The sequence below is a fragment of the Paenibacillus hebaui genome, from assembly GCF_051934385.1.
GTDB lineage: Bacteria > Bacillota > Bacilli > Paenibacillales > Paenibacillaceae > Paenibacillus.
Map to the genome: position 1 here is coordinate 4,138,116 of NZ_CP196836.1, position 22,903 is coordinate 4,161,018.

General features: G+C 46.7%; 16 protein-coding genes. 1 reads left to right on the top strand and 15 read right to left on the bottom strand.

The features are described 5' to 3' along the window. The first annotated feature begins 328 nt into the window (after positions 1 to 328). Positions 329 to 1,513: an IS256 family transposase gene (locus ACR32F_RS18305; RefSeq protein WP_440109429.1), complete on the top strand. Its 1,185-nt coding sequence runs from the start codon at positions 329 to 331 to the stop codon at positions 1,511 to 1,513. A 1,145-nt stretch (positions 1,514 to 2,658) separates the two neighbouring features. Here ACR32F_RS18305 and glnA read toward each other — a convergent pair. The 15 genes from glnA to ACR32F_RS18380 all read right to left on the bottom strand — a co-directional run bounded on the left by glnA (position 2,659) and on the right by ACR32F_RS18380 (position 22,720). Further along, a complete protein-coding gene (glnA, locus tag ACR32F_RS18310; RefSeq protein ID WP_440109431.1) occupies positions 2,659 to 3,987 on the bottom strand; it encodes a type I glutamate--ammonia ligase in 1,329 nt (442 codons plus the stop codon). A gap of 128 nt (positions 3,988 to 4,115) precedes the next feature. Next, complete coding sequence (locus tag ACR32F_RS18315; protein ID WP_056689944.1) at positions 4,116 to 4,529, bottom strand: MerR family transcriptional regulator; 414 nt, start codon at positions 4,527 to 4,529, stop codon at positions 4,116 to 4,118. Positions 4,530 to 4,610: 81 nt separating this feature from the next. Further along, positions 4,611 to 5,864 (bottom strand): aminotransferase class I/II-fold pyridoxal phosphate-dependent enzyme, encoded by a 1,254-nt coding sequence (locus tag ACR32F_RS18320; protein WP_440109434.1) that lies wholly within the window; start codon positions 5,862 to 5,864, stop codon positions 4,611 to 4,613. An 84-nt stretch (positions 5,865 to 5,948) separates the two neighbouring features. Further along, positions 5,949 to 7,235: a GTPase HflX gene (gene hflX / locus ACR32F_RS18325; protein ID WP_440109435.1), complete on the bottom strand. Its 1,287-nt coding sequence runs from the start codon at positions 7,233 to 7,235 to the stop codon at positions 5,949 to 5,951. Between the two features lie 119 nt (positions 7,236 to 7,354). After that, positions 7,355 to 8,326: an AAA family ATPase gene (locus tag ACR32F_RS18330; RefSeq protein ID WP_440109437.1), complete on the bottom strand. Its 972-nt coding sequence runs from the start codon at positions 8,324 to 8,326 to the stop codon at positions 7,355 to 7,357. A gap of 110 nt (positions 8,327 to 8,436) precedes the next feature. Continuing rightward, a complete protein-coding gene (locus ACR32F_RS18335; protein ID WP_440109439.1) occupies positions 8,437 to 9,000 on the bottom strand; it encodes a DUF402 domain-containing protein in 564 nt (187 codons plus the stop codon). 277 nt (positions 9,001 to 9,277) lie between these two features. Continuing rightward, positions 9,278 to 11,947: a PBP1A family penicillin-binding protein gene (locus ACR32F_RS18340; protein WP_440109440.1), complete on the bottom strand. Its 2,670-nt coding sequence runs from the start codon at positions 11,945 to 11,947 to the stop codon at positions 9,278 to 9,280. 167 nt (positions 11,948 to 12,114) lie between these two features. Next, positions 12,115 to 12,357, bottom strand: a complete 243-nt coding sequence (hfq, locus tag ACR32F_RS18345) for an RNA chaperone Hfq (RefSeq protein ID WP_017687918.1) — start codon at positions 12,355 to 12,357, stop codon at positions 12,115 to 12,117. 333 nt (positions 12,358 to 12,690) lie between these two features. Next, complete coding sequence (gene miaA, locus ACR32F_RS18350; protein ID WP_440119942.1) at positions 12,691 to 13,638, bottom strand: tRNA (adenosine(37)-N6)-dimethylallyltransferase MiaA; 948 nt, start codon at positions 13,636 to 13,638, stop codon at positions 12,691 to 12,693. Further along, the gene (locus tag ACR32F_RS18355; RefSeq protein WP_440109441.1) at positions 13,622 to 14,407 is read right to left on the bottom strand and encodes a class I SAM-dependent methyltransferase; all 786 of its coding nucleotides are present in this window, start codon (positions 14,405 to 14,407) and stop codon (positions 13,622 to 13,624) included. The genes miaA and ACR32F_RS18355 overlap by 17 nt, the downstream gene beginning before the upstream one ends. A gap of 17 nt (positions 14,408 to 14,424) precedes the next feature. Further along, a complete protein-coding gene (gene mutL / locus ACR32F_RS18360) occupies positions 14,425 to 16,638 on the bottom strand; it encodes a DNA mismatch repair endonuclease MutL (RefSeq protein ID WP_440109442.1) in 2,214 nt (737 codons plus the stop codon). 21 nt (positions 16,639 to 16,659) lie between these two features. Beyond that, entirely contained in the window at positions 16,660 to 19,458 is a 2,799-nt protein-coding gene (gene mutS / locus ACR32F_RS18365; RefSeq protein WP_440109443.1) for a DNA mismatch repair protein MutS, read from the bottom strand. 200 nt (positions 19,459 to 19,658) lie between these two features. Further along, positions 19,659 to 20,909, bottom strand: coding sequence for a putative amidoligase domain-containing protein (locus tag ACR32F_RS18370; protein ID WP_440109444.1), 1,251 nt, complete (start codon positions 20,907 to 20,909; stop codon positions 19,659 to 19,661). 197 nt (positions 20,910 to 21,106) lie between these two features. After that, positions 21,107 to 21,667, bottom strand: a complete 561-nt coding sequence (locus ACR32F_RS18375) for an outer spore coat protein CotE (RefSeq protein WP_440109445.1) — start codon at positions 21,665 to 21,667, stop codon at positions 21,107 to 21,109. Positions 21,668 to 21,742: 75 nt separating this feature from the next. Next, positions 21,743 to 22,720 (bottom strand): aromatic acid exporter family protein, encoded by a 978-nt coding sequence (locus tag ACR32F_RS18380; RefSeq protein ID WP_440109446.1) that lies wholly within the window; start codon positions 22,718 to 22,720, stop codon positions 21,743 to 21,745. Between the last annotated feature and the right edge of the window lie 183 nt (positions 22,721 to 22,903).

Genomic DNA, 22,903 nt, shown 5'->3' on the forward strand with positions numbered 1-22,903 from the left:
AACCTTTAATGTAATAGTGTAAGTAAGAACTTTAGATGCAACGGGGGTAATGTTTGACTCTGCAGCACTTGCACTTACGATTCCCGAACTTAGTGATAAAAATAATACCATTGATGTTGCTAAAAGTTTTTTTTCAAAAAAACCTCTCTTTCAAATTATATATTTCTATCTTTCATTTTAATAGAATCTGTATATTGTTTAAATATTTTTCTTTTTATATATAATTTAACCTTTTGAGAGCGTAAAATATATTGTGTAAATAGAAAAAGGAAGACCTTTTCTAGTAGAATTGAGTTACCACACAACAATTCAGAGAGAGGTCTTCCCTATGAATCATTTTACAACAGATTTAGTTCAAGCTCTAGTCACCAAACAAGATATTACAGAAGTATTTCGCAATCATTTAGAGTCTGCCATGAACCACTTGCTCGAAACGGAGCTTACAGCGTTTCTGGATTATGAAAAATACGACCGTGCTGGCGTGAATTCAGGCAACTCTCGTAACGGATCGTACACTCGTACGCTTCATACCGAGTATGGCGACTTGCAGCTTAGTATGCCTCGGGATCGGAATGGAGTGTTCAAACAGCAGACGGTAGCGCCGTATAAACGTTCCAATGACACCCTGGAATCCTTTGTCATTCACCTGTTTCAAAAGGGGGTCACCATGACGGAAATCGCTGACCTCATCGAGAAAATGTATGGCCATCACTACACGCCTCAAACGGTTTCCAACATGACCAAAGTCATGACCCAGCATGTCGATGCATTTATGAAACGACCGCTGGAGAAGCGTTATGTCTGCGTCTATATTGATGCGACGTACATCCCTGTGAAGCGTGAAACGGTAGCCAAGGAAGCGGTCTATATTGCCGTAGGCATTCGTGAGGATGGCTCCAAAGAGGTACTTACGTACGCGATTGCACCGACCGAATCCGCTTATATCTGGAAAGAACTACTTCAGGACGTCAAACAGCGTGGCACCGAACAAATCCTTCTGTTTATCTCTGACGGACTGACCGGGATTGTGAATGCAATCCAAGAGGTATATCCCCAAGCGAAGTACCAAACCTGTTGCGTTCATTTATCTCGTAACATCGCCCACAAAGTTCGGGTGACGGATCGAGCAGAGATCTGTGAAGATTTCAAGTCCGTGTATCGTGCTGAGGATGAAGAAGCAGGTAAGGCTGCTCTGACTACCTTCTGTGACAAATGGAAAGCCACCTATCCCAAAGTGGTTCAATCGTTGAGAGAGAATCCCTATATTTTCACGTTTTACAGCTTTCCCAAACCCATCTGGAGAAGCCTGTATTCGACGAATCTGATCGAATCGTTTAACAAGCAAATCAAGAAATACACGAATCGGAAAGAACAATTCCCTCATGAAGAGGCATTAGAAAAATTCCTGGTTTCCCAGTTTGAAAGCTATAACCAACGTTTTGCTACCCGTTGTCATATTGGCTTCGATCAAGCACGAGCAGAACTGCTAGCCATGTTCACCACAAAAGAGTAACATCACCCTACATAAGAAAAGGTTATTTCATTTACACAAAAATCTTGACGCTGCCAACCTTTTATTAAAAGAGATGATATTTTTATGTATTCTTTTTCCGCCATTTAAGGTAATGTTAATATTTCCGATATTTTTTTAATTACACATTTTTATAATTTCACTCTGGCATTCTTGACCCCACTTCTCCTTCTGCATTCCGACCACGACCATAATCAATTATCACAAAGTCTAATGTTCGGTTGAATTTGAGCTTGTTAGCAATGTTTGCTATTGCCCTACACCGTTTATCTGCTAATGTAGTTGCTGCAACGCCAGAAACATCCTTACGGTATCCCTTCTCCAGGTATGTGCTTTCAGATACTTCTTACCTTCCAAACACAACAATATCGCCCTTACTCTCTAGTGGTGATCTTTCATATTGTAATGGCAAACCGGACGTTGTTTGTATACATATAATAGGTAGTATCATGATTATATCTTTTAGATATCCTTCAAATCCTTGACCGAAACTGGCATGCGCAAAGGTGAAGCCGCTACACTAAATTGGTCGGATATAGTTTTAGAAAATCAACTCATCATTATAGATGGACTTTGGATTTCACAGAAAAAAACAAAGAATAATTATTTTGAGCTACAAAGACGAGGAACTTAGAAAGAAAAATAAAGATAACTAAAAACCTAGTAAAAGGACATCGAATATCATAGAGAGTGGCAAGGACAAAACAAAGGAGCTTTAGGGGATAAGTATCATATCATCATGATCTTGATCTAGTGTTGTGCAGGTAACTTCAAACCCAACTGTTCAATGCTTATTTTCGCATTTTAGAGCGTTGTGACCTTCTTTCACTTTCTATTCACTCTCTTCGACATAATTGTGCAGTCCTCTTGCTAGAATCCCGTGCTAATTTGTGAAAGAGCAACCAGATAATTCAAGCATCCAATTCACATCAGACGTATACGCCCCACATCTCGGACAAAATCCCTACAAGCAATATGGACAGATTCGAAAAATTTACTGAACATATATTTGAATAGTAAAAAGTTTGTGGGCATTTTGTGGGCATTAGTTTTTCAAGTTAGTTTTCATAGCATTCGCCCACAAAAAGAAAAACCCCTCAGCGCTAGAGCGCCAAGGGATTCCGCTATTAGTACAACGTAATATATTGATCGCGTTCCCATTGGTGAACTTGTGTACGGTACATATCCCACTCAATTTCTTTCAGCTCATAGAAGTGAGCCAAGGCATGGTCGCCGAGAGCATCACAGATCACTTCGCTGCGGATCAATTCGTTCAAAGCTTCTTTCAGGTCAGCCGGCAAGCTTGGAATGCCTTCTTCCACACGCTCTTCTTCCGACATGATGTAGATATTGCGGTCAATTGGAGCTGGTAAGGACATCTCACGTTTGATTCCATCCAGACCTGCTTTCAGCATAACAGCCAAAGCAAGGTACGGGTTCGCAGCCGGATCCGGGTTACGCACTTCAACACGTGTGCTCAAACCACGGGAAGCCGGAATACGGATCATTGGGCTCCGATTACTTGCAGACCATGCTACATAGCAAGGTGCTTCGTAACCAGGCACGAGACGTTTGTATGAGTTTACACTTGGGTTAGTGATTGCTGCAAATGCACGAGCGTGCTTCAAAATACCAGCCATGTAATGACGTGCTGTCTTGCTCAGACCCAACTCATCCGACTCGTCTACAAATGAGTTTACATTGCCTTGGAACAAGGATTGGTTACAGTGCATACCGGAACCGTTCATGCCAAACAGTGGCTTCGGCATAAAGGTAGCGTGCAATCCATGCTGGCGTGCAATCGTTTTAACAACCAATTTGAACGTTTGGATTTGGTCAGCCGCTTTCAAAGCATCTGCATATTTGAAGTCGATCTCATGCTGACCAGGAGCTACCTCATGGTGAGAGGCTTCGATCTCAAAACCCATCTCTTCGAGCGTGATTACGATATCACGACGACAGTTTTCACCAAGATCTGTTGGCGCAAGGTCAAAATATCCACCTTGGTCATTCAATTCACTGGTTGGGTTTCCTTTTTCATCGGTCTTGAACAGGAAGAATTCCGGCTCAGGTCCAACGTTCATTGCTGTGTAGCCCATTTCCTCGGCTTCCTTCAGAACACGTTTCAAAATGCCACGTGGATCTCCAGAAAATTGATTACCATCTGGAAGATAAACGTCACAGATCAGACGAGCAACCCGATTGTCAGCTACCCAAGGGAAAATGAGCCAAGAATCAAGATCCGGATAGAGATACATGTCGGATTCTTCAATACGTACATAACCTTCAATGGAAGATCCATCGAACATCATTTTATTATCCAGAGCCTTTGTAAGCTGGCTCGTAGGGATTTCAACGTTCTTAATAGCCCCAAGCAAATCGGTAAATTGCAATCGAATGAATCGTACATTTTCTTCTTTTGCGATGCGGAGAATGTCTTCTTTAGTAAAACTCACGTTACCCTCTCCCTTTCTTATCTGCGTATTTGGCTTGCCTGTTATATTTGTACCTTAGAAAGTTCCACGGGTCAAGGAGTCCTCTTCTCAAAAGCAGGATTTCCCCTGACCTGCGAGGTTATACGAATTTATTTTTTATTAAAGAAGCGGGAAAGCTCTCCCTGAATGAGAGATACTTGTCCAGGTCGCTTACCTGACACCAGCTGTTGCTTCAACAAACGATGCAGCTGCGTATCCGACAACTCTCTGCGTTTCACTTCGGTATCTGGCGTAATGACAGTTGCCTCTTCGGATTCTTTCGAGACAGGGTTCATCACTTGTTTAATACCAGCAATGTTAACCCCTTTTTCGATCAAAGCCTTGATCTCAAGTAATCGTTCTACGTCATTAAAAGAAAATAAACGCTGATTACCTGATGTTCTCGCTGGAACAATCAAACTGTGTTGCTCATAATAACGAATCTGACGTGCGGACAGATCCGTAAGTTTCATTACGATACCTATCGGGAATAAGGCCATATTTCTGCGAATTTCGTCACCCATCTTCATCAACCTTCCAGTCTCTATTCTTGACCCTATTGTACATTCAGTTATTACTAAGTGTCAATGATGTGTTAGATAAACTCACAATAATTTACGATCTTTCATGGTCTGTAACGCCATCAAAACGCCATATTTAACATGAGAGTACGTTAAACCACCTTGCATATAACCAATATAGGGCTCTCTAATAGGCGCATCGGCTGATAATTCCAGACTTCCACCCTGGATGAACGTACCTGCCGCCATAATGACAGGGTGCTCGTAACCCGGCATGTCCCACGGTTCAGGAACAACATGGCTATCTACCGCAGCCGCACGCTGGATTCCTTGTACAAAAGCAATCAGATGTTCTGCCGAACTGAATTGAACTGCCTGAATCAGATCTGTGCGTTTCTCATGCCACGCAGGCTTGGTTACAAATCCGGATGCGGCAAACATCGCTGCAGCAAACACGCTGCCCTTAATGGCTTGCCCCACAATTGTCGGAGCCATATAAAGTCCTTGATAAATGCCACGAGTTGTGCCTAACATTGCCCCAACTTCACCGCCGATTCCAGGTGCAGTCAATCGATAGGCTGCCAATTGCACGTATTTTCCCTTCCCACATATGTATCCCCCGGTTTCCGCCAGACCGCCACCGGGATTCTTGATTAGTGATCCTGCCATCAGATCTACTCCGATTTCTGTGGGTTCACGTTCCTCTGTAAACTCACCATAACAGTTATCCACAAATACAATGACATCTTCCTTAATTGCCTTTACACGCGCAACCATATCAGCAATTTCTTCAATACAGAACGAAGACCTCCAGTCATATCCACGTGAGCGTTGGATACCGATGACTTTGGTAGCTGCATTGATACTCTTCTCTACCACTTCCCAGTCCACCCCACCGTCTGCAAGCAGAGCCGTCTCCCGATAACCAATGCCAAAATCCCGTAATGAACCTGTCCCATCACCCGGCTTGCCTATGACTTTGTGCAACGTATCATAAGGCTTACCTGTGATGTACAACAACTCGTCCCCCGGCCGCAATACTCCGAATAGAGCCGTAGCGATTGTATGTGTTCCTGATGCAAAATGAGGACGAACCAACGCAGCCTCCGCGCCAAATATATCGGCATATACCTCATCCAGCACTTCACGACCGCGATCGTTATATCCGTAACCCGTTGAACCGGCAAAGTGAAAGTCACTGACTTTTCTACGCTGAAAAGCATTGATGACTTTCCATTGATTGTGATCTGTGAGCTGATCTATCTTTCGTAATTGTTCTTCAATCTCACGTTCGACCTGATGTTGAAGTTCATTAATGTCTGAATCAAAGCTTGCCATCTTGCTCCATTCCCCTTCATAGCACGAATCTGACGTCAAATATCAATTATCGTGTCAACTTATCAAACAAATATGTCATGAATATTACAGTTCTATGAATTCTTCAAGTACATATCCGTATTTCTCATATTCGCCTTTTTGTAATTCCACTTCATAAATCACATCGTTCTCTTCAAATGTGGTCTCAACGACATCACCAATTTTGTAGAGCACAGATGTAAGATCTCCACGTTCACCCGGAATACGGAATCGTTTCGTATCACCTGTTAATTCGCTTTGAATATGCTCCCGAATTTTCAGCAAGTCGTCTTCGTCCAATGCGCTCACTTTGATATGATCTTTATCTAATGGAAGCATCTCAAGTTGCTCCGGTGTACACGCATCCTTTTTGTTATACAACACCAGTTGGGGTTTATCTCCTGAACCCAGCTGCTGTAGAATCGTGTATACAACTTTCATCTGATCTTCACGCATCGCAGATGATGCATCCACAACATGCAAGATTAGATCTGCTTCATTCACTTCCTCTAGCGTTGCCCGGAAAGCAGCAATAAGGTCATGTGGAAGATTCTGTATAAATCCTACCGTGTCAGTTAGTACGATTTCTTTACCACTTGGCAGTTCCATCGTCCGTGACGTTGGGTCAAGTGTAGCAAAGAGCTGATCTTGAATATACACATCTGCTGCAGTTAATTGCTTGAGCAAGGTTGATTTGCCTGCATTCGTATAACCCACTAAAGCAACCTGCACGATCCCCGTCTTCTTGCGGCGTTCTCGGTGCAATGTACGATGACGCGTTACTTCTTCCAGATGACGCTTCAAGTCATCAATGCGACCCCGAATATGACGACGATCTGTCTCCAGCTTACTTTCACCAGGTCCCCGGGTTCCGATTCCTCCACCGAGTCTGGACAGATTCTTGCCATGACCCGACAAGCGTGGCAGCAAGTAGCTCAACTGCGCCAATTCAACCTGGATAATCCCTTCTCTTGTGTTGGCGCGTTGCGCAAAAATATCCAAAATCAGCTGGGTGCGGTCAATAATTTTGAGATCCAGCGCCTCTTCCAGATTACGAACCTGAGCCCCAGACAGTTCCTGGTCAAAAATAGCCGTTGTTGCTCCCAATTCTTCAGCCGCTGCGCGGAGTTCATCCACTTTCCCCTTACCAATGAACCATTTTGTATCGCGTTTTTCCCGGTTCTGAGAGAGCACACTTAGTACTTCTACTCCAGCCGTCTCGGCGAGCTTCACCAATTCCTCCAGAGAGTACTCCGGGTTGATGCCTGAACGCTTAACTTCATCGGTAACGAGACTTACCAATATGGCGCGATCTTTCTTTTCCATGTCTGTATCATGTGTGACAGTTGTCATCGTTTAGATTCACTCCTTCTATTACTCTTCAGCATATATTTATTCCCACCATGCTCCCATGGCATGCTTTAAGCCGAACCGGTTAACCCGGCCGGCTGATCTGAAAATTATATTATCGCTTACTTTTGCTCAAACTTCAAATCCTCTGTACGAATAGTCATGAGTTCCAATTTTCCTGGATTTCCCTGGGTGTACTGCTCCAGCAGTCGAACCGCCTGATGGCGAATCGAGCGTTCAATGGCATTTCGAACATATCGGGCATTACTGAATGCGTGCAGAGAATCATTTTTTTCCTGAAGCAGATGGTGCTTTAATTTGAGTATTGTCTGGGGCATGAGAATATAGTCACGTTCCTTGGCCATAATCTCAGAGATTTGAATCAACTGATCAATGCTGTAGTCTGGAAATTCAACCTGAATCGGAAAACGCGAGGGCAAACCGGGATTCGTCTGTAGAAAAAAATCAATCTCTTCCGAGTAGCCCGCCAAGATGAGAATAAATTGATTCTTATTATCTTCCATGGACTTTACAAGTGTATCAATAGCTTCCTTTCCAAAATCCTTCTCGCCCCCGCGAGCCAGACTGTACGCCTCGTCTATAAACAAGATGCCTCCCAGTGCCTTCTTAACTAGATCCCTGGTTTTCTGGGCCGTATGTCCGATATATTCTCCGACGAGATCCGCCCGTTCCACTTCAATCAGGTGACCTTTGCTTAACACACCCATCTTCTGAAACAGCTTGGCAACAATCCGTGCTACCGTAGTTTTGCCTGTTCCCGGGTTTCCTTTGAAAATCATATGATACACGTGCGCGCCACTTAGCAATCCTGCTTCGGTACGCATCTGGGCAATCTGTAAGAAAGCATAGATTTCGAATACCAAATCCTTGATATTTTCAAGTCCAACCAGTTGCTCCAATTCACCTTGAATCTCCTGGAAATGCGCATGCTTGGCTAACCCTTTGGCTGCCTGTACTGCCGTTTCGTCTTCCTTGACCAGCATCTGAGGTTCCTGGTTGCGCAGTACAACATTAATTTGTCTGGATGGTCTGCCTCCCGGTTGTCCTCCTGCAGCCATGACCCGTCCGTTCATTCGCCATCACCTCTATTTTATCGGGCTGAACTCTCCTGATTATTAATGTATTCTATCAGGTGCTCCAATATTAGAAGGATGACGAAGAATTCTTTGGCTTTTCCCTCAACTCATATCTGCGTATTTTTTCTGAACTCTCCATTCTCGAATAAGGACTTTCTATGCTTCAGCGATAGTTGGAAATAAGGAAATAAATGGGCATCAATGGCATGCAACAATTCCTTAGCCGTTCGATTAGCCAGATCATAATCCCCCGTCGTAATATGCTTGCGCGAAAGAGCATCTTCAAGTTCATCTTCGTCAAGCAAAAATACTTCTCCATCCTTCAGCACAACAACATCCAGATATAAATCATCAAACCATGGAACGCCCTGATCCGTGATTCCCTGGCTGCGGCATGTATCAATGTACCATTCAACAATCCGCTCCTGATCGTCAAACATGGCCGTAACGACAAAGTGCTCGCCCTTTGGATAATACTGCAACCAAGAATATCCTTTATCTGCAATGCAAAAGGTACTTCCTCCATAGGTTTTCCACAAAGGTTCTTTCAAATCCTGAATCGTATACAACGTAATGTAACCTGTAAATATTTTGGATTGAACGAACCGGCATGTAAATTGTCGGTTCGTAATCCGGCGCCAGTTCGCGCGGTCCCCGAATTTCCGTTTCATACGAACCCCTCTTTGCCGACCACAGGTCCGTGACCTGCTGATATTAATGAACAGCGAATAACGTCCGCATTGCCGATCCCGACAGCTCCTGAATCCGCTTTGCACAACGTATTACAATAGTTACAGCTTACCATATTTAAGTTATACACTCAAAATCATGCTTTGTCCCATCTATATGTATATGCACACTATTTCCGAATGTCTGTGTCGGATGCAAAAAAACCTGCTTCGCCGAAGTTCGGGGAAGCAGGTTTTCAAGTTGAAACTATTTCATTCTTTAACCACTGGTACCCGCTTGAGGGTCTACAGGAGCATCCGTCTCTCCCGTATTACCAGTATTGCCGTTATCCGGCGGTACTACCTCACCCGGTGTTGTTACGGGTCCATCATTGGAACCCTCACCAGTGCCACCAGGCTCTGTTGTTCCTTGCCCAGGCGGCGTGTTGCCATCTCCCGGTTGACCGTTCCCTTGATCTGTCCCACCGTTATTGCCGTTATTGCCGTTATTTCCGTTATTTCCATTGCCATTCCCGTTGTTGCCATTTTCATTCCCGTTGCCATTGTTACCATCAGGATTGTCAATGCCCGGCGAACCGTTATCCGGATTCTCTGTACCAGGCTCTCCTGTGTCCGGCTCTGTTCCTGGGTCCGTACCCGGATCAGGCTGCACCGGTTCCACTTCCTCCGCTTCAATCATAAGCGATATCGTATTGGAAGGATTGCTCTCAACACCTGTAGCAAGATCATAGGCGGTGACATAGTACTCATAAGTCAGACCCGGCAGAGCACTTAGATCCTGTGCAGTGGTGCTACCAACCGCATCCATGAGATGGGCGAATTGAACCTCTGATGTTTCTCTCCGGTGAATCCGGTACTGCGTTGAAGAATCCCCCGTTGCAGTCCAGTTCAACGATACCGTTTGTGTAGATGGATCGTAAGAGCCATTCAAACCACTAACCGAAAGCGTTGGCTTCTCTGGCTCTTTTTCCGGCGGAGGTGTCTGCGCTCCTGCTGGAGCTTTAAAGTCCTTCACAGGAACTCCTTTCAATGCATCGCCCATAACTTTGGCAAAGAATGCTGCAGACAGCTTACTGCTATTTTTGAGCATATGGGTTGCATCCGGATTGTCGTAACCCATCCAGACGGCTGCAGTCCATTCCGGTGTATATCCCACAAACCATACATCCCGGTTAGCACTGTTTCCTGATATACCACTTTGTACGGTTCCTGTTTTACCCGCAACCGGACGATCCAGACGTGCTGAACGACCTGTACCATCATTAACAACATTCTGGAGCATTTGCGTCAGTTGATAAGCATTTTGCTCACTCATTACACGCTTTGTATCCGACTTATCATGTTTGTAGCTTGTTTTTCCTGTACTATCCTTGATTTCTTTAATGGCGTAGGCTTCCTGATACTCACCCAGGTTGGCAAACGCACTATAGGCCTGCGCCATTTCTAGCGTGTTTGTACCTTTGCTAAGCCCACCAAGGGCAATCGCCAGGTTTTTGTCTTCATTCGTTAGCTGGATGCCTACACTTTTAGCAAACTGAACACCTGTATTCACACCAATTTTGTTTAACAGCCATACTGCCGGAATGTTCTCCGATTTCGTAATGGCTTCCGTCATGCTAATGGTTGAAGAATAACCGTGCAAGTTGCCCGGACAATAGTTGCCAAAACATTGCTTTTCATTACTAAGCGACGAGTTGGAACTATAATTTCCTGTCTCCAGAGCCGGCGCATAAGACACAATGGGTTTAAATGCCGATCCCGGCTGTCTGCGACTCTGCGTTACCCGGCTATACCCCTTCGTTTGATAATCCCGCCCACCAAGCAATGCGACGAGACTGCCATTTTCATGGTTCATGATCACCATCGAGCCTTGAACCTGTTGATCATCTTTACTTGCCTCGAACAGATTATCATCTGTAAAGGCGGTCTCCATGGCCGTTTGAGCCTGAGCATCCATCGTCGTGTAAATTTTGTACCCGCCGATATTCAGATCATCTTCGGTTTTACCTGTTACACGTTCAGCTTCACGCAGCACATAGTCGATAAAAGCTTGATATTTCTTCTCTTTTACTGGCGGTGTATAGTTGTAATCAACCGCTTTGGCTTCATCCATCTCTGCTTTGGTGATGTAACCTTGCTCATACATCAGCTGCAACACAACGCCGCGGCGTGCCTTGGAATCGTTCGGGTTGCTCAGTGGATTATAGGCTGAGGGCCCTTTAGGCATGGCAGCCAGTGTGGCAATTTGCCAAAGATCCAGCTTCTCCAAATCTCCCTTTCCAAAATAAAACTCAGATGCTGCCTTAATTCCATAACGCTGATGACCGAAGAAAATCCGATTCATATACATCGTCAAAATTTCATCTTTCGTGAATTTGCGCTCCAGTGCCATGGCAATCGACACTTCCGTCGCTTTTCGGAAGAATGTCTTGTCACGAGACAAGAACATGTTTTTGGCAAGCTGCTGAGTTAGCGTACTGCCTCCCTCAACCATGGAACGCGCCATGATATCTTTTACTGCAGCACGCCCAATGGACCAGATGTCCACACCCTGATGTTCATAAAACCGTTTATCCTCTGTTGCGACAAAAGCTTCCTTCAACAGTTTTGGAATTTCATCGCTTTTGACCGGCTCCAACTTCTGGATGGACAGCTCGCCCATTAATTGACCGTTGCGGTCATATACTTTTGACGTTTCATTTATTGTGGTTTTGTCCATGTTGGCAGCAAGTAGCTTTTCTCCACTCACCATAATAAACAAATAGCCGCCAAGTGCGCAAAAAATGGCTATGGCCATTGTGAAGAACAGTGTCCACCCAACACGTTTACCCGTAATTTTTTTCTTTTTAGAGGTCTTTGGCTTCGCTTTTTTGGTTGACTTGTTGTTACTGTTGCGATTGTTAGACCTCGACAACGGATCGTTTGGCATGTTACCTCCTGACTCCCTTTCGGTTGCATAATTTCTATTCGTCTGTTGGCTAGGGCTTATATTAAGCATATTTTGCCCGGAATGAAAAGAACAACCCTTATTCAGGTTGCTCTGCTTCAATTCCTATACTTGTAGACGAAATGGTTGATGAAAAGGTTTCGTAATTTTTAAGCTTCGCCGCTGTTATCTTGCTGCATCAGCGATACGCTGCGTTGCGGCGTGAACGTGGAGATGGCGTGCTTGTAGACCATTTGCTGGCGTCCGTCGCTGTCAATGACGATCGTAAAATTGTCAAATGCCTTGATCGTTCCGCGGATTTGAAAGCCGTTGGTCAAATAGACCGTAGCCGGAATGTTTTCTTTCCGCAGTTGGTTCAAGAACGTATCTTGGATGTTGATGGACTTGTTCATTAGCCGTACCCCCATTGGTTCATTTGAATTCGTGTTTGAATAGTATTCAATATCGCTGAGTAGCTTTCGTGCTATTATATCATGAACAGATTCATATAATCCACAAAAACCCCTTGCCTGCTATTTGCACCCATGCCTGAGCCTCACATGCAACTAGAAGACTTATCCATTATACACCGCTTGTCAGAATTGCAAAAGAGGGATAAATCCTCCGATTTTAAACGTTTTCTTCAATAATGAGAAGTTGAAGGTATATATAAGGCCTCTATCATTTGATAGTCAAAAGATAGAGGCCACATCGTTCTAATCGGGTGCAAGTTCCACCTTCTAGATTTAGTTAAACTTGCGTTTGATCAACTCACATACCTGATTATAATTGCCTTCAAAATCTTTGGTATCCGCCATATCCACCCACTCGATATCCTTCATATGCCGGAACCAGGACAGTTGGCGTTTCGCAAAACGCCTCGTATCCCTTTTTAGCCACTCGACCGCAGCCTCCCAGCTCACCTCACCCTGAAGATAAGCAGCTATTTCCTTATAGCCGAGCCCTTGCATGGAAATATGTCCTCTGGACACGCCGCGCTCCAAAAGTGACTTGACCTCTTCAACCAGACCCTGCTTAATCATGAGGTCAATCCGTTCTTCTACCCGGGAATACAGCTTCTGCCGATCCATCGTCAGACCAATAATAAGAAGGTCATAAGGAGACTCTTTTTTCTGGGAAGCCAGCTGTTCAGACCATTTCTCACCTGTGAGGTGATAAATCTCCAATGCACGAACAATTCGACGCTGGTCGTTCGGGTGCAAGCGATCAGCACTAACCGGATCAATATCCCGTAATTTATCATGGAGCGCCTGTGGGCCATGCTGCTCAGCGTAACGAAACTGTTCATCCCGAAATGCTTCATCGGAGCCGCTTTCCGAGAATTGAAAGCCATAACAGACCGATTCCACATATAGACCCGTTCCCCCAACAATAAAAGGCAGCTTGCCGCGTTCATGCATGTTCCCAATCAAACCTCTACAGCTCTCCTGAAATTCGGCAACAGAATAAGGATACTCCGGTTCATGGATATCGATCAGGTGGTGGGGAACACCCTTCATCTCTTCGCTGGTAATTTTAGCCGTTCCGATGTCCATTTCGCGATATACCTGCATCGAGTCCCCTGAAATAATCTCACAATTGAACGCTTGTGCAAGCTCAATACTCATTCTCGTTTTACCGACAGCTGTCGGTCCGACCAACACAAGCAGTTTCGGTTTAACTTCCGCTTTCAACATTAATCACTCCGTACAGTGTTTTGGCATTGCCCCGGTCATGCACTTCAAAACCGAGTCTCATAAACTCCGCGCTTCCGCGCTTCTCTTTCATGACTACCCGCTTACGGGCAACACGTCTCGCTTCAACAATACTCTGTTCATCCAGTGCATTGTGATTCGCATAATTCCTCAAAGGCTTGATGCCACTTGAATCCATCATCGCTTCACGGAACATGGGGTCAAAATAAACCGTATCACAGCTTTGATCCGGCAAGGATCGAAGTAAATCCAGATGATTCGCATGACGCAGCTCAATCCGCCGGAAAGCTTCATTTACCGCAGGCTTGATAGTCTCATATTGAGACATCCCCTCAACTAATAGTGTGTAAAGCGGAAGGGAGCTTTCGCATGCGATCACCCGTCCACTTTTGCCCACTGCAACCGAGAATACCAGTGCATCTGTACCCAAACCGGCTGTACAGTCAATAATGGTATCCCCTTCATTCACTGCCCCCGCCTCCAGCATCGGATCAGGTTCTCCTCTTAAAATACGTTTGGCACGAACAAATCCCATACTGGGGTGAAACTCAAGCAGCGGTGAATCCTTACGAAACAAACGTACCTTACCCTGGAGCACAATCAGGACTTCCTCTGCTCCATAGTGTTCAATCAGCATGGGGAGAGACATTTTATTGCGTGGTACGTAGGTTCCCCCCGTTGTTTCAGCAAGGTTTCGTGCGCGCTCCACAAGTGAGGCTGCTTCCTTTTCACCGGTTGTAATATACATAACTTCCTCCTAAACAGCTACATGACCCGTTTGAACAATTTCTCCAGATCATAGGTTGAAAATGAAACCACAATCGGTCGCCCGTGTGGACAAGTATACGGCTGACGGCAAGAACCAAGACGCTGAATCAACATTTCTGCCTCCTGATCCGTCAGCTTCTGATTGGCTTTGATAGATGCCTTGCAAGAACACATGATAGAGGCCGCTTCTCGCATCTTGGCAACATCGATGCTGCGTTCACTCAGAACCCATTCCGACATCTCTTCGATAATGTCCTTCTCATCCCCTTTGGGGAACCAGAATGGATGGGAACGCACCCGGAAGGTCTGCCCGCCAAAATGCTCCAAATACACACCTGCCTGTTCGAACCAAGCCAGTCTTGTTTTGAGCTTTTCGGTTTCGGATGGCGTGAACTCCAGTGTAATGGGCAGCAGTAATTCTTGTGAGGCCTGAGCCGGATTCCCGAACTTCTCGTAATAATACTCATAATTCACACGTTCATGGGCGGCATGCTGATCGATCAGATATAGACCGTTTTGATTTTGCGCGATCAAGTACGTTCCGTGATGCTGCCCTATCAAGCTCAGTTCAGGAAACGCTGGCATTGATGCATCCGATTTCACCGCAGCCGCCAGCCGCACAGGGTCCGGCATGCTTGGGACCTTCCAGCTCCGTTCACCTTTTGCAGCAGCCGCAGAAGAACTATAGGATGAACGAGCTTCTCTAACCGGAGGGTGAACCAGATTGGAACGATAATCGGATTCAGCAGGAGTATCCTGCGATGTAGATGGACCTCCGTCGTCTCGTAAAGCTGTGTCAGTCTGGGAAGGTTGCTCTGTAGAACCTGTCAAATCTTTAGAAACGGGACTACCGCTCATTGTAGAAGCTGACTGGCTACTGGCATTCTCAACATGATGTTGTTTATCCTTCGGCTTATCCCCACTGGGAATCTCAAATGGGTCATAGGATGGCCGTATCTCGGGCGGAGCTTCAGGTAATGGCAACCCCTCTCCGTCACTATTCCCATCATGACCAGTCTGTACATCAGCAGGAGCATCCAGATCATCATCCTCCACAGTCATGTTAACGAGTCCAGGAGGTTTCCCCATTGGGCCCTGTTGCCCGTAACCTGCGGATTCGGCTTCCTCCTTCAGAGGCCCCCTCGGAAAGAGAAATTGTTCCTGAATAAAAGAACTATTGTCTCCACGTCTGATCTGTTGTTTGGTTACCTGTGGAATGAGCACTTCCTGACGCAATATACCACGAAGTGTCGTTTCCACAAACTCATACAACTCCGCTTCCTTGCTGAAACGAACTTCCAGTTTGGCGGGGTGCACATTCACATCAACCAGGGACGGATGCATCTCCAATTGCACCACCACAAGCGGAAACCGATTGATGGGCAGTAAGGTATGATAGGCCTTCAGAATAGCCTGATTGAGCCCGTAATTGCGAACAAATCGCCCATTAACAATGGTCGACATACCGCCACGATTCGCCCGTGTCCATTCTGGCAGACTGATCAGCCCGCTCACACGATAGTCCAGACTTTCTCCCTGGATGGGGAGCATCGCTTTTGCTGCACTTGTACCATAGATCGCTGCAACCACTTGCAGCAGATCCCCGTTTCCCAACGTCTGAAGCAGCACATTCTCATTATGGCGCAGCCTGAACGAGATATTAGGATGAGACATCGCCATCCGATAAAGGACATCCGAGATATGTCCCAGCTCGGTCTGGATCGTTTTCATATATTTCAGTCTAGCTGGTGTATTAAAAAATAGCTCTCTCACGGCAAAATCTGTACCTTGGGGTGAGGTTGCATCTTCATGTGAGCAGAGATTCCCGCCTTCAATCACGATGCGGCGCCCTCGCCCGTCATTTCCACTGGCTGATAACACTTCGACCTTGGATACAGCAGCAATACTCGCCAAGGCTTCTCCGCGGAATCCAAGACTTGTGATCTGGAACAGATCACGGCCATGCATTATTTTGCTGGTCGCATGACGATAAAAGGCGGTTTCCATATCCTCTGGCTCGATACCTGAACCATTGTCCTTGACACGAATACTGAGCAGTCCGCCCTCTTCCACCGTTACTTCAATCTTGGTGGCGCCTGCATCCACCGAGTTTTCCAGCAACTCCTTGACGACTGAAGCAGGCCGCTCAACTACCTCACCTGCCGCAATCTGGTTGGCAATATGTTCATCAAGTACATGTATTTTCGCCACAGGTTTTCCCCCTCCCTATACTCAGGATAATTGCTGTGCCTTTAATTTGAGATCATTCAATATCTGCATCGCCTGGAGAGGCGTCATATTCATGACATCAATATCTTTCAGATTGCGAATAAACTCCCGGGCTGGCTTGTCAACCGTAACCACATCTGGTTTCGGAGTGACACGTGGCTCGTCATCCCCAAAGATGGAGAGTTGAACCACATCTGTATGTTTGGAGCCCAATTGCTCTTTGCTGTTTGGTTTCTTGGGATGTTGCTTATCTGAATCTTCAACCGAAACAGTAGAGTCTACACTTTCCGCAGATTCGCGCTCCCGGATCAATGGTGAATGATCTGTTGCCTGGAACTCCGCACGTTGAACAGGATCACCCATTCGCTGTTTGTCATTCCCGACATATTCAATTCCAACCGCGACCTGTGCAGCTGCATGCTCAAAACCGTGCAACAAACCATTCGCCCGCTCAATAATGCTGTCAGGCAGACCCGCAAGCCGTGCACAATAGATGCCATAACTGCTGCTTGCTGCACCGGCAATCAATTTGCGCAGGAAATTGACCTTGTCCCCGCTCTCCTGAACGGCCATCGAATAGTTCGCCAGCTTGTCCAGGCTCTCCTCCAGATGAGCAAGCTCATGGAAATGGGTGGATACAAGCGCTTTACAGCCAATGATATCATGCACATATTCAATAACAGACTGAGCGATCGCCATGCCTTCACTGGTTGACGTTCCCCGTCCCAATTCATCGATAATGATCAGACTGCGCGGTGTCGCTTTATCCGTCATGACCTGAATATCAGCCATTTCCACCATAAATGTACTCTGCCCGCCGATGAGATCATCGGCTGCGCCAATTCGAGTGAAGATACGATCCATAATCGGGACCTCTGCCTGTCCTGCCGGCACGAAACAACCAATCTGCGCCAGAATCGAAATTAGCGCCACTTGCCGCATATACGTACTTTTCCCAGCCATATTCGGACCGGTAATCAGCAAAATGCGAGCCTCCTCCTTGCGCATAGCCGTACTATTCGCAATGAATGCTCCATCTCGCATCACCGCTTCAACCACCGGATGGCGGCCTTGTTCCACGACCATATCGTAACCATCGGTCAATGTAGGTCTTACGAAATTGCGCTCCGCACTGATCACAGCAAAAGATTGATACACATCAATCTCTGCGACCTGTTCAGCCAGCTTCTGCAGCCTTGCAATCTCCTGATTGAGACGTTCCCGCAACTCGGCGAACAAGCCGTATTCGATATCAACCATTTTGTCCTGAGCCTCGAGAATCAGGATTTCTCTTTCTTTTAGCTCTGGAGTAATATAACGCTCAGCGTTGGCAAGGGTCTGCTTCCGCTCGTAACGGCCTTCTGGCAGAGAAGCCAGGTTCGATTTCGTAATTTCGATATAGTAACCAAACACTTTGTTGTAGCCGATTTTCAGCGAACGAATACCGGTCGCTTCCCGTTCTCTGGCTTCCAGCTCTGCAATCCACTGTTTGCCGTTCACCGATGCTTCACGCAGCTCGTCCAACCGTTCATGGTAACCTTCGCGGATCAAACCCCCGTCCCGCACAGACACCGGAGGTTCATCAACGATAGCCTGCTCAATCGCATCACGCAGATCACTACAGTCATCCATAATGCCAGCAATATGTTGCAGCGTTGTGGAAGGCGAACCTTCACAATACTGACGAAGCCTCGGAATTTTGTCCAGTGATAGCTTCAACGCATTCAGATCCCGACCATTGGCGTTACCAAAAGCAATTCGACCCACTAAACGTTCCAGATCATAGATGTCTTTGAGTTCTGCCCGCAGATCTTCCCGCAAAATAAACTGGTTATACAACGTATCCACCGCTTCTAAACGCTCGTTGATTTTCCCTTTTTGCAGCAAGGGCTTATCGACCCAGCGTCGCAGCATCCTTGCACCCATCGACGTCTCAGTGCGGTCCAGCAGCCAGAGTAACGAACCTTTCTTGGAGCGCTCGCGCACCGTTTCCACCAGTTCCAGGTTACGACGGGTAAACGGGTCCAGAATCATGAAGTGATCCGGCTCATACGTCGAGATTTGTGTTAGTTGTCCGAGTGAACGTTTCTGTGTCTCACTTAGATAGGAGAAGAGACGCGCAATACACGTCTGACGTTCAGGTTCCAGACGCGCCCATACCGCTTCACCGAATTGCTGACGTACCAGATCTTCCTTACTCTTGGTCCATGGAGTGTATACAACAGGTCGACCGATTGGAGAAGCCTGGGTAGCTACCGTATCCAGTAATGCAGCATCTCCCAATAGCTCCGAAGGTTCGTAAATGCCGATCTCATCCTTGAGCCATTCCTGGGAATAAGGGACCGAAGTCACATAAAGCTCCCCGGTAGACAAATCACAGGCAGCCAGCGCCAACGTATTCTGGTCACCCGTCAGGCACACCATATAATTGTTGGACTTGTCCCCCAGTGTTTTGCCTTCCATTACCGTTCCGGGCGTAATGACACGTACAATTTCACGTCGTACCATGCCTTTCGTTACCGATGCATCTTCCATCTGTTCGCAAATGGCTACTTTGTATCCTTTTTCAATCAGACGCTGTATGTAATTGTCAGCCGAATGATAAGGCACACCGCACATCGGGATTTTGTCATCTCCGCCTCCTGCACGTGCAGTCAGTGTAATCTCAAGCTCACGGGAAGCGTTGACCGCATCCTCGAAGAACATTTCATAGAAATCACCTAATCTAAAAAAAAGAAAAGCGTCCTGCGCTTCGGCCTTCACTTGCAAATATTGTTGAATCATTGGCGTATATTGAGCCATGAGTATCCTCCATCCGTTCCTATGATGTCAGGAAGAGGCACTGCCCTGGAAGGAACAATAAGGCGGTCAGGCACCTTATTTGTGCCTCCGCCTCATTTTTGGGCCATCCGCCGCTTCCCTCACAGGGTGCTGTTCCATTTCTTCCGTAACGATGATCAAAATTGTCTTACTTCCCATTATAACAAAAAAGAGTCCGTTCTTCATGAACCTGCCCGAATATTCCAGAGTTTGCGGATATCCCGGCTCTCGTCCCATGTTCTTCCCTGTCTTAGTTGATTAAGCAAGGGAGATGCATACCGTTCATAACGGGCATAACCTTCCAACCCCATCAGGTCATTCAGCAGCGCTGAAATATGAGCTTGCATCACCTCGCGGTTGCCTTCATAAAAAGCAGTATGAACAGCAGCCTTCGCCAAAGGACGTTGACGAAGTTGACCATAGCCTCCGGCAATGAGACCAGCCAAGGCAACCACCCCTTTGGCTACCAGGGGGGATACCAGGAAACTCGGTAATGTACGGTACTCGAACCCACCATAGGATTTCAGTCGAAAATCACCCAATGCCCCATATCGTGGACGTCTGCCTGAACCTCGCGGGTCCTGAAGAAAGGCGACTGGCAAGGCTAGATAATTGTCCAGTGCACGCAGCATCTCACCATTCAGCGTCACGCCACTGAAATGAACATGTCCCCCTAAGGGCAGCCCACGCTGCGGCATACCTCCAGCCTGCCAGATTAGCGAGTGATCCGTAATGCTGCGCGAAGCGGAGGCAAATGCTCTAAGCAAGTGGGCAAGCAGTTCACGCGGTTCAGAGCTGGGAGCCGGTCTCAGTTCGGCTACAGGGTATATTCGCCGTCCATTGATTGTCACTGAATCACAGCCCGCTACTCCTGTACGATCGAGAAAACGGGAAGCAGGAACGATTTTGGACTCTGGCATCTGCACAAGTAAAAACTCCGGGTCCATCCCCAATATGGGGACAGGATTAAGCCGCCTTTCCTGATCCAGCTCAGCTTGAAGCTGATTCCAGCTTGCCTGATAGGCAGCGGTAACGTTCGTCATGCCCTTCCATGGACGTGGATCAATCGAGATCACAGCGCAACCGCTTTTCCCCGAGGCCTCCAATCGTACAGCTCCATGATCCAAGCCAAGTGTATATAGTGTTTTGACTGCGAGCCGTTCAATGCGTCTAAACAACGTTGAAGCTGCTTCACGTGCCAGCACGCTTTCCTGAGCCCCACCCATGCCACTGGTATCCCTGCGTTTGATCTTAATCGCTTGCAGGCAGCTTACCTCTACATCGTAACGCACACGCAGGCCCGGCTCTCTGGTACGTCTTCCTTGTGATGCAAGCACTTCAATGCCGGACCGTTTCAGCCGATCCGCCCGTTCACCAGGGAGCATACGTTCATACCGGCGCACCGCCTCCTCAGCCTCTTCCCTCACATTCATCCCGTCACTCCTTCTCTTTCGCCCCAAATAAAAACAACCCCACAAAGTGGAGCCTTCCTGTGAAAGGTATTCCAGGTGCTTTGCGAGGCCCATTCCACCGATAACATAAATAATTATGAAAGAAGAGGGCTTACGCCCTCTTCAATGCCGCTTGCGGCGCATATGATACCTTATCTAATGAACCCAGAGCGACGAACTTACAGTTCTTCGTCAAGCAGGTCGGGATCGAGATCGTCATAATCTCCATCGCCACTGCCATAGTCATAATCCTTGTCATCATAATCTCCACAGCCATCTGTACACACTTTCACACATACTTTGGTCTCCGCGACCAGTTCCACAGCGAATTCCCGTTCTACCCGGATAATTACGCTGCTACCACCTGCCGATACCGTGGCTTCCACACAGCTTGGTTCCTGCGTTGCATCCGCAGATACCTCTACTGTGGTGGCCCGGTGTTTCGGGTCCAGATAGGACAAAGGCACATGTTCTACATACGACACTGTTTCTTTGGCTACATCCGTCTGCGAATTTTTGTCATAAGAATACCAGATGTTGATATCGTAAGTACCAATAACTTCAATTCCGTCCCCCGCTGATACGGCTTCATATTGGTGGTTGATAATCCAAGCCCCCAAAATACTGGTCGGACCATGTGGCGGAGTCACGGTATGTGTTACGGTAGAGAACTTACGACCCTTGCCGCAGATCGCCTTCGTGATGATCTCTCTACATTGATGTTTATGACTCAATGACATCTTTAAACCTCCTCCATACAATCATTCACTACAAGTGTATGCAGGACATCCGTCTAGGGTGACAACTATTTTCTATTATTCGTTTGTAGATTGGGACCGGTCCGTAATCGGCGACGGCGCTTTGTCCTTCTTCGCAATCTTCAGATACAGTGCGAGTTCCCGGCACAGCTGGAGAATCGCGGAACGAATCTCGAATTCTTCCCTTGTATCCGGTAACTCCATTTGCCTGAATTCTTCTTGCACATCTGCAAGAAGTTTTTCCGTACGTCCGGTGTAAGATTCAGTGAGTACATCCTGACTGAGCTGATCAAACAGTTCTGACACCATCTCCGCATGAGGCATCTTCTGATAGATCTGGGACACCAGATGCATCATATGCTGGATGGAATCCAGCTGCGTTTTGCGCATATAAAAATAAACACTCCACTCCTCATTGGGATGGATCACCTGATTCTCTAATGAACGTTTGGCTGCTTCAATACCGCCCAACACGGCCTTATCCGCTTCAATCAATTCTTCCCCTGCCCATACTTCGTTTGGGTTGCGCAATGTGGCTGCAAACTCCCGAAAGATCACAGAGAATAATTCATCAATCCGTTTACGTATACGCAGCATCTGCGGGTCCGCAGCTGGCATATAAGCCAGATTGACAACCATTGCTGAACCAAGACCGATCAGGAGAAGTGCAATTTGCACTAAAACGACGTGTACGTCTATTACTCCCCCGCCAAATACCCGGAACACCACGACCGAGCCCGTCACAATGCCTTCCTTGAATCCAACCCGAACAATAACCGGAAACGCAATCAGTATGTAGACCCCCAGCACCCAGTAATGAAAGCCGAGAAAGTGAAAAAGTACACTTGCAAATAAAAGTCCTACCACTGAAGCAAAAAATCTTGCTGATATGGTACGAATACTTCTTTTTCTGGTTACATCGACACCAAGTATCGCAAGCAAACCTGCCGATGTTGGTCCCGGCAATCGGCACCAGTCCGCAATCAGCACGGCCATCAGCGCGGCTATCGCGGTTTTAATTACCCTAAAACCCATCTAACATTCCCTCTCCTCTAAGCTGCAAAAATGTCAAAACCACCAAGTCAAGACCCATCGGTAACGCTTGTCCCTTATACATGACAGAATGTCCTATCGTAGGTTGTATACGTAGTATTACACATCCTGCTATAAACCATTTCTTTCCCGATATAAAAGAATTCGTCTGGATGACGGTAAGTC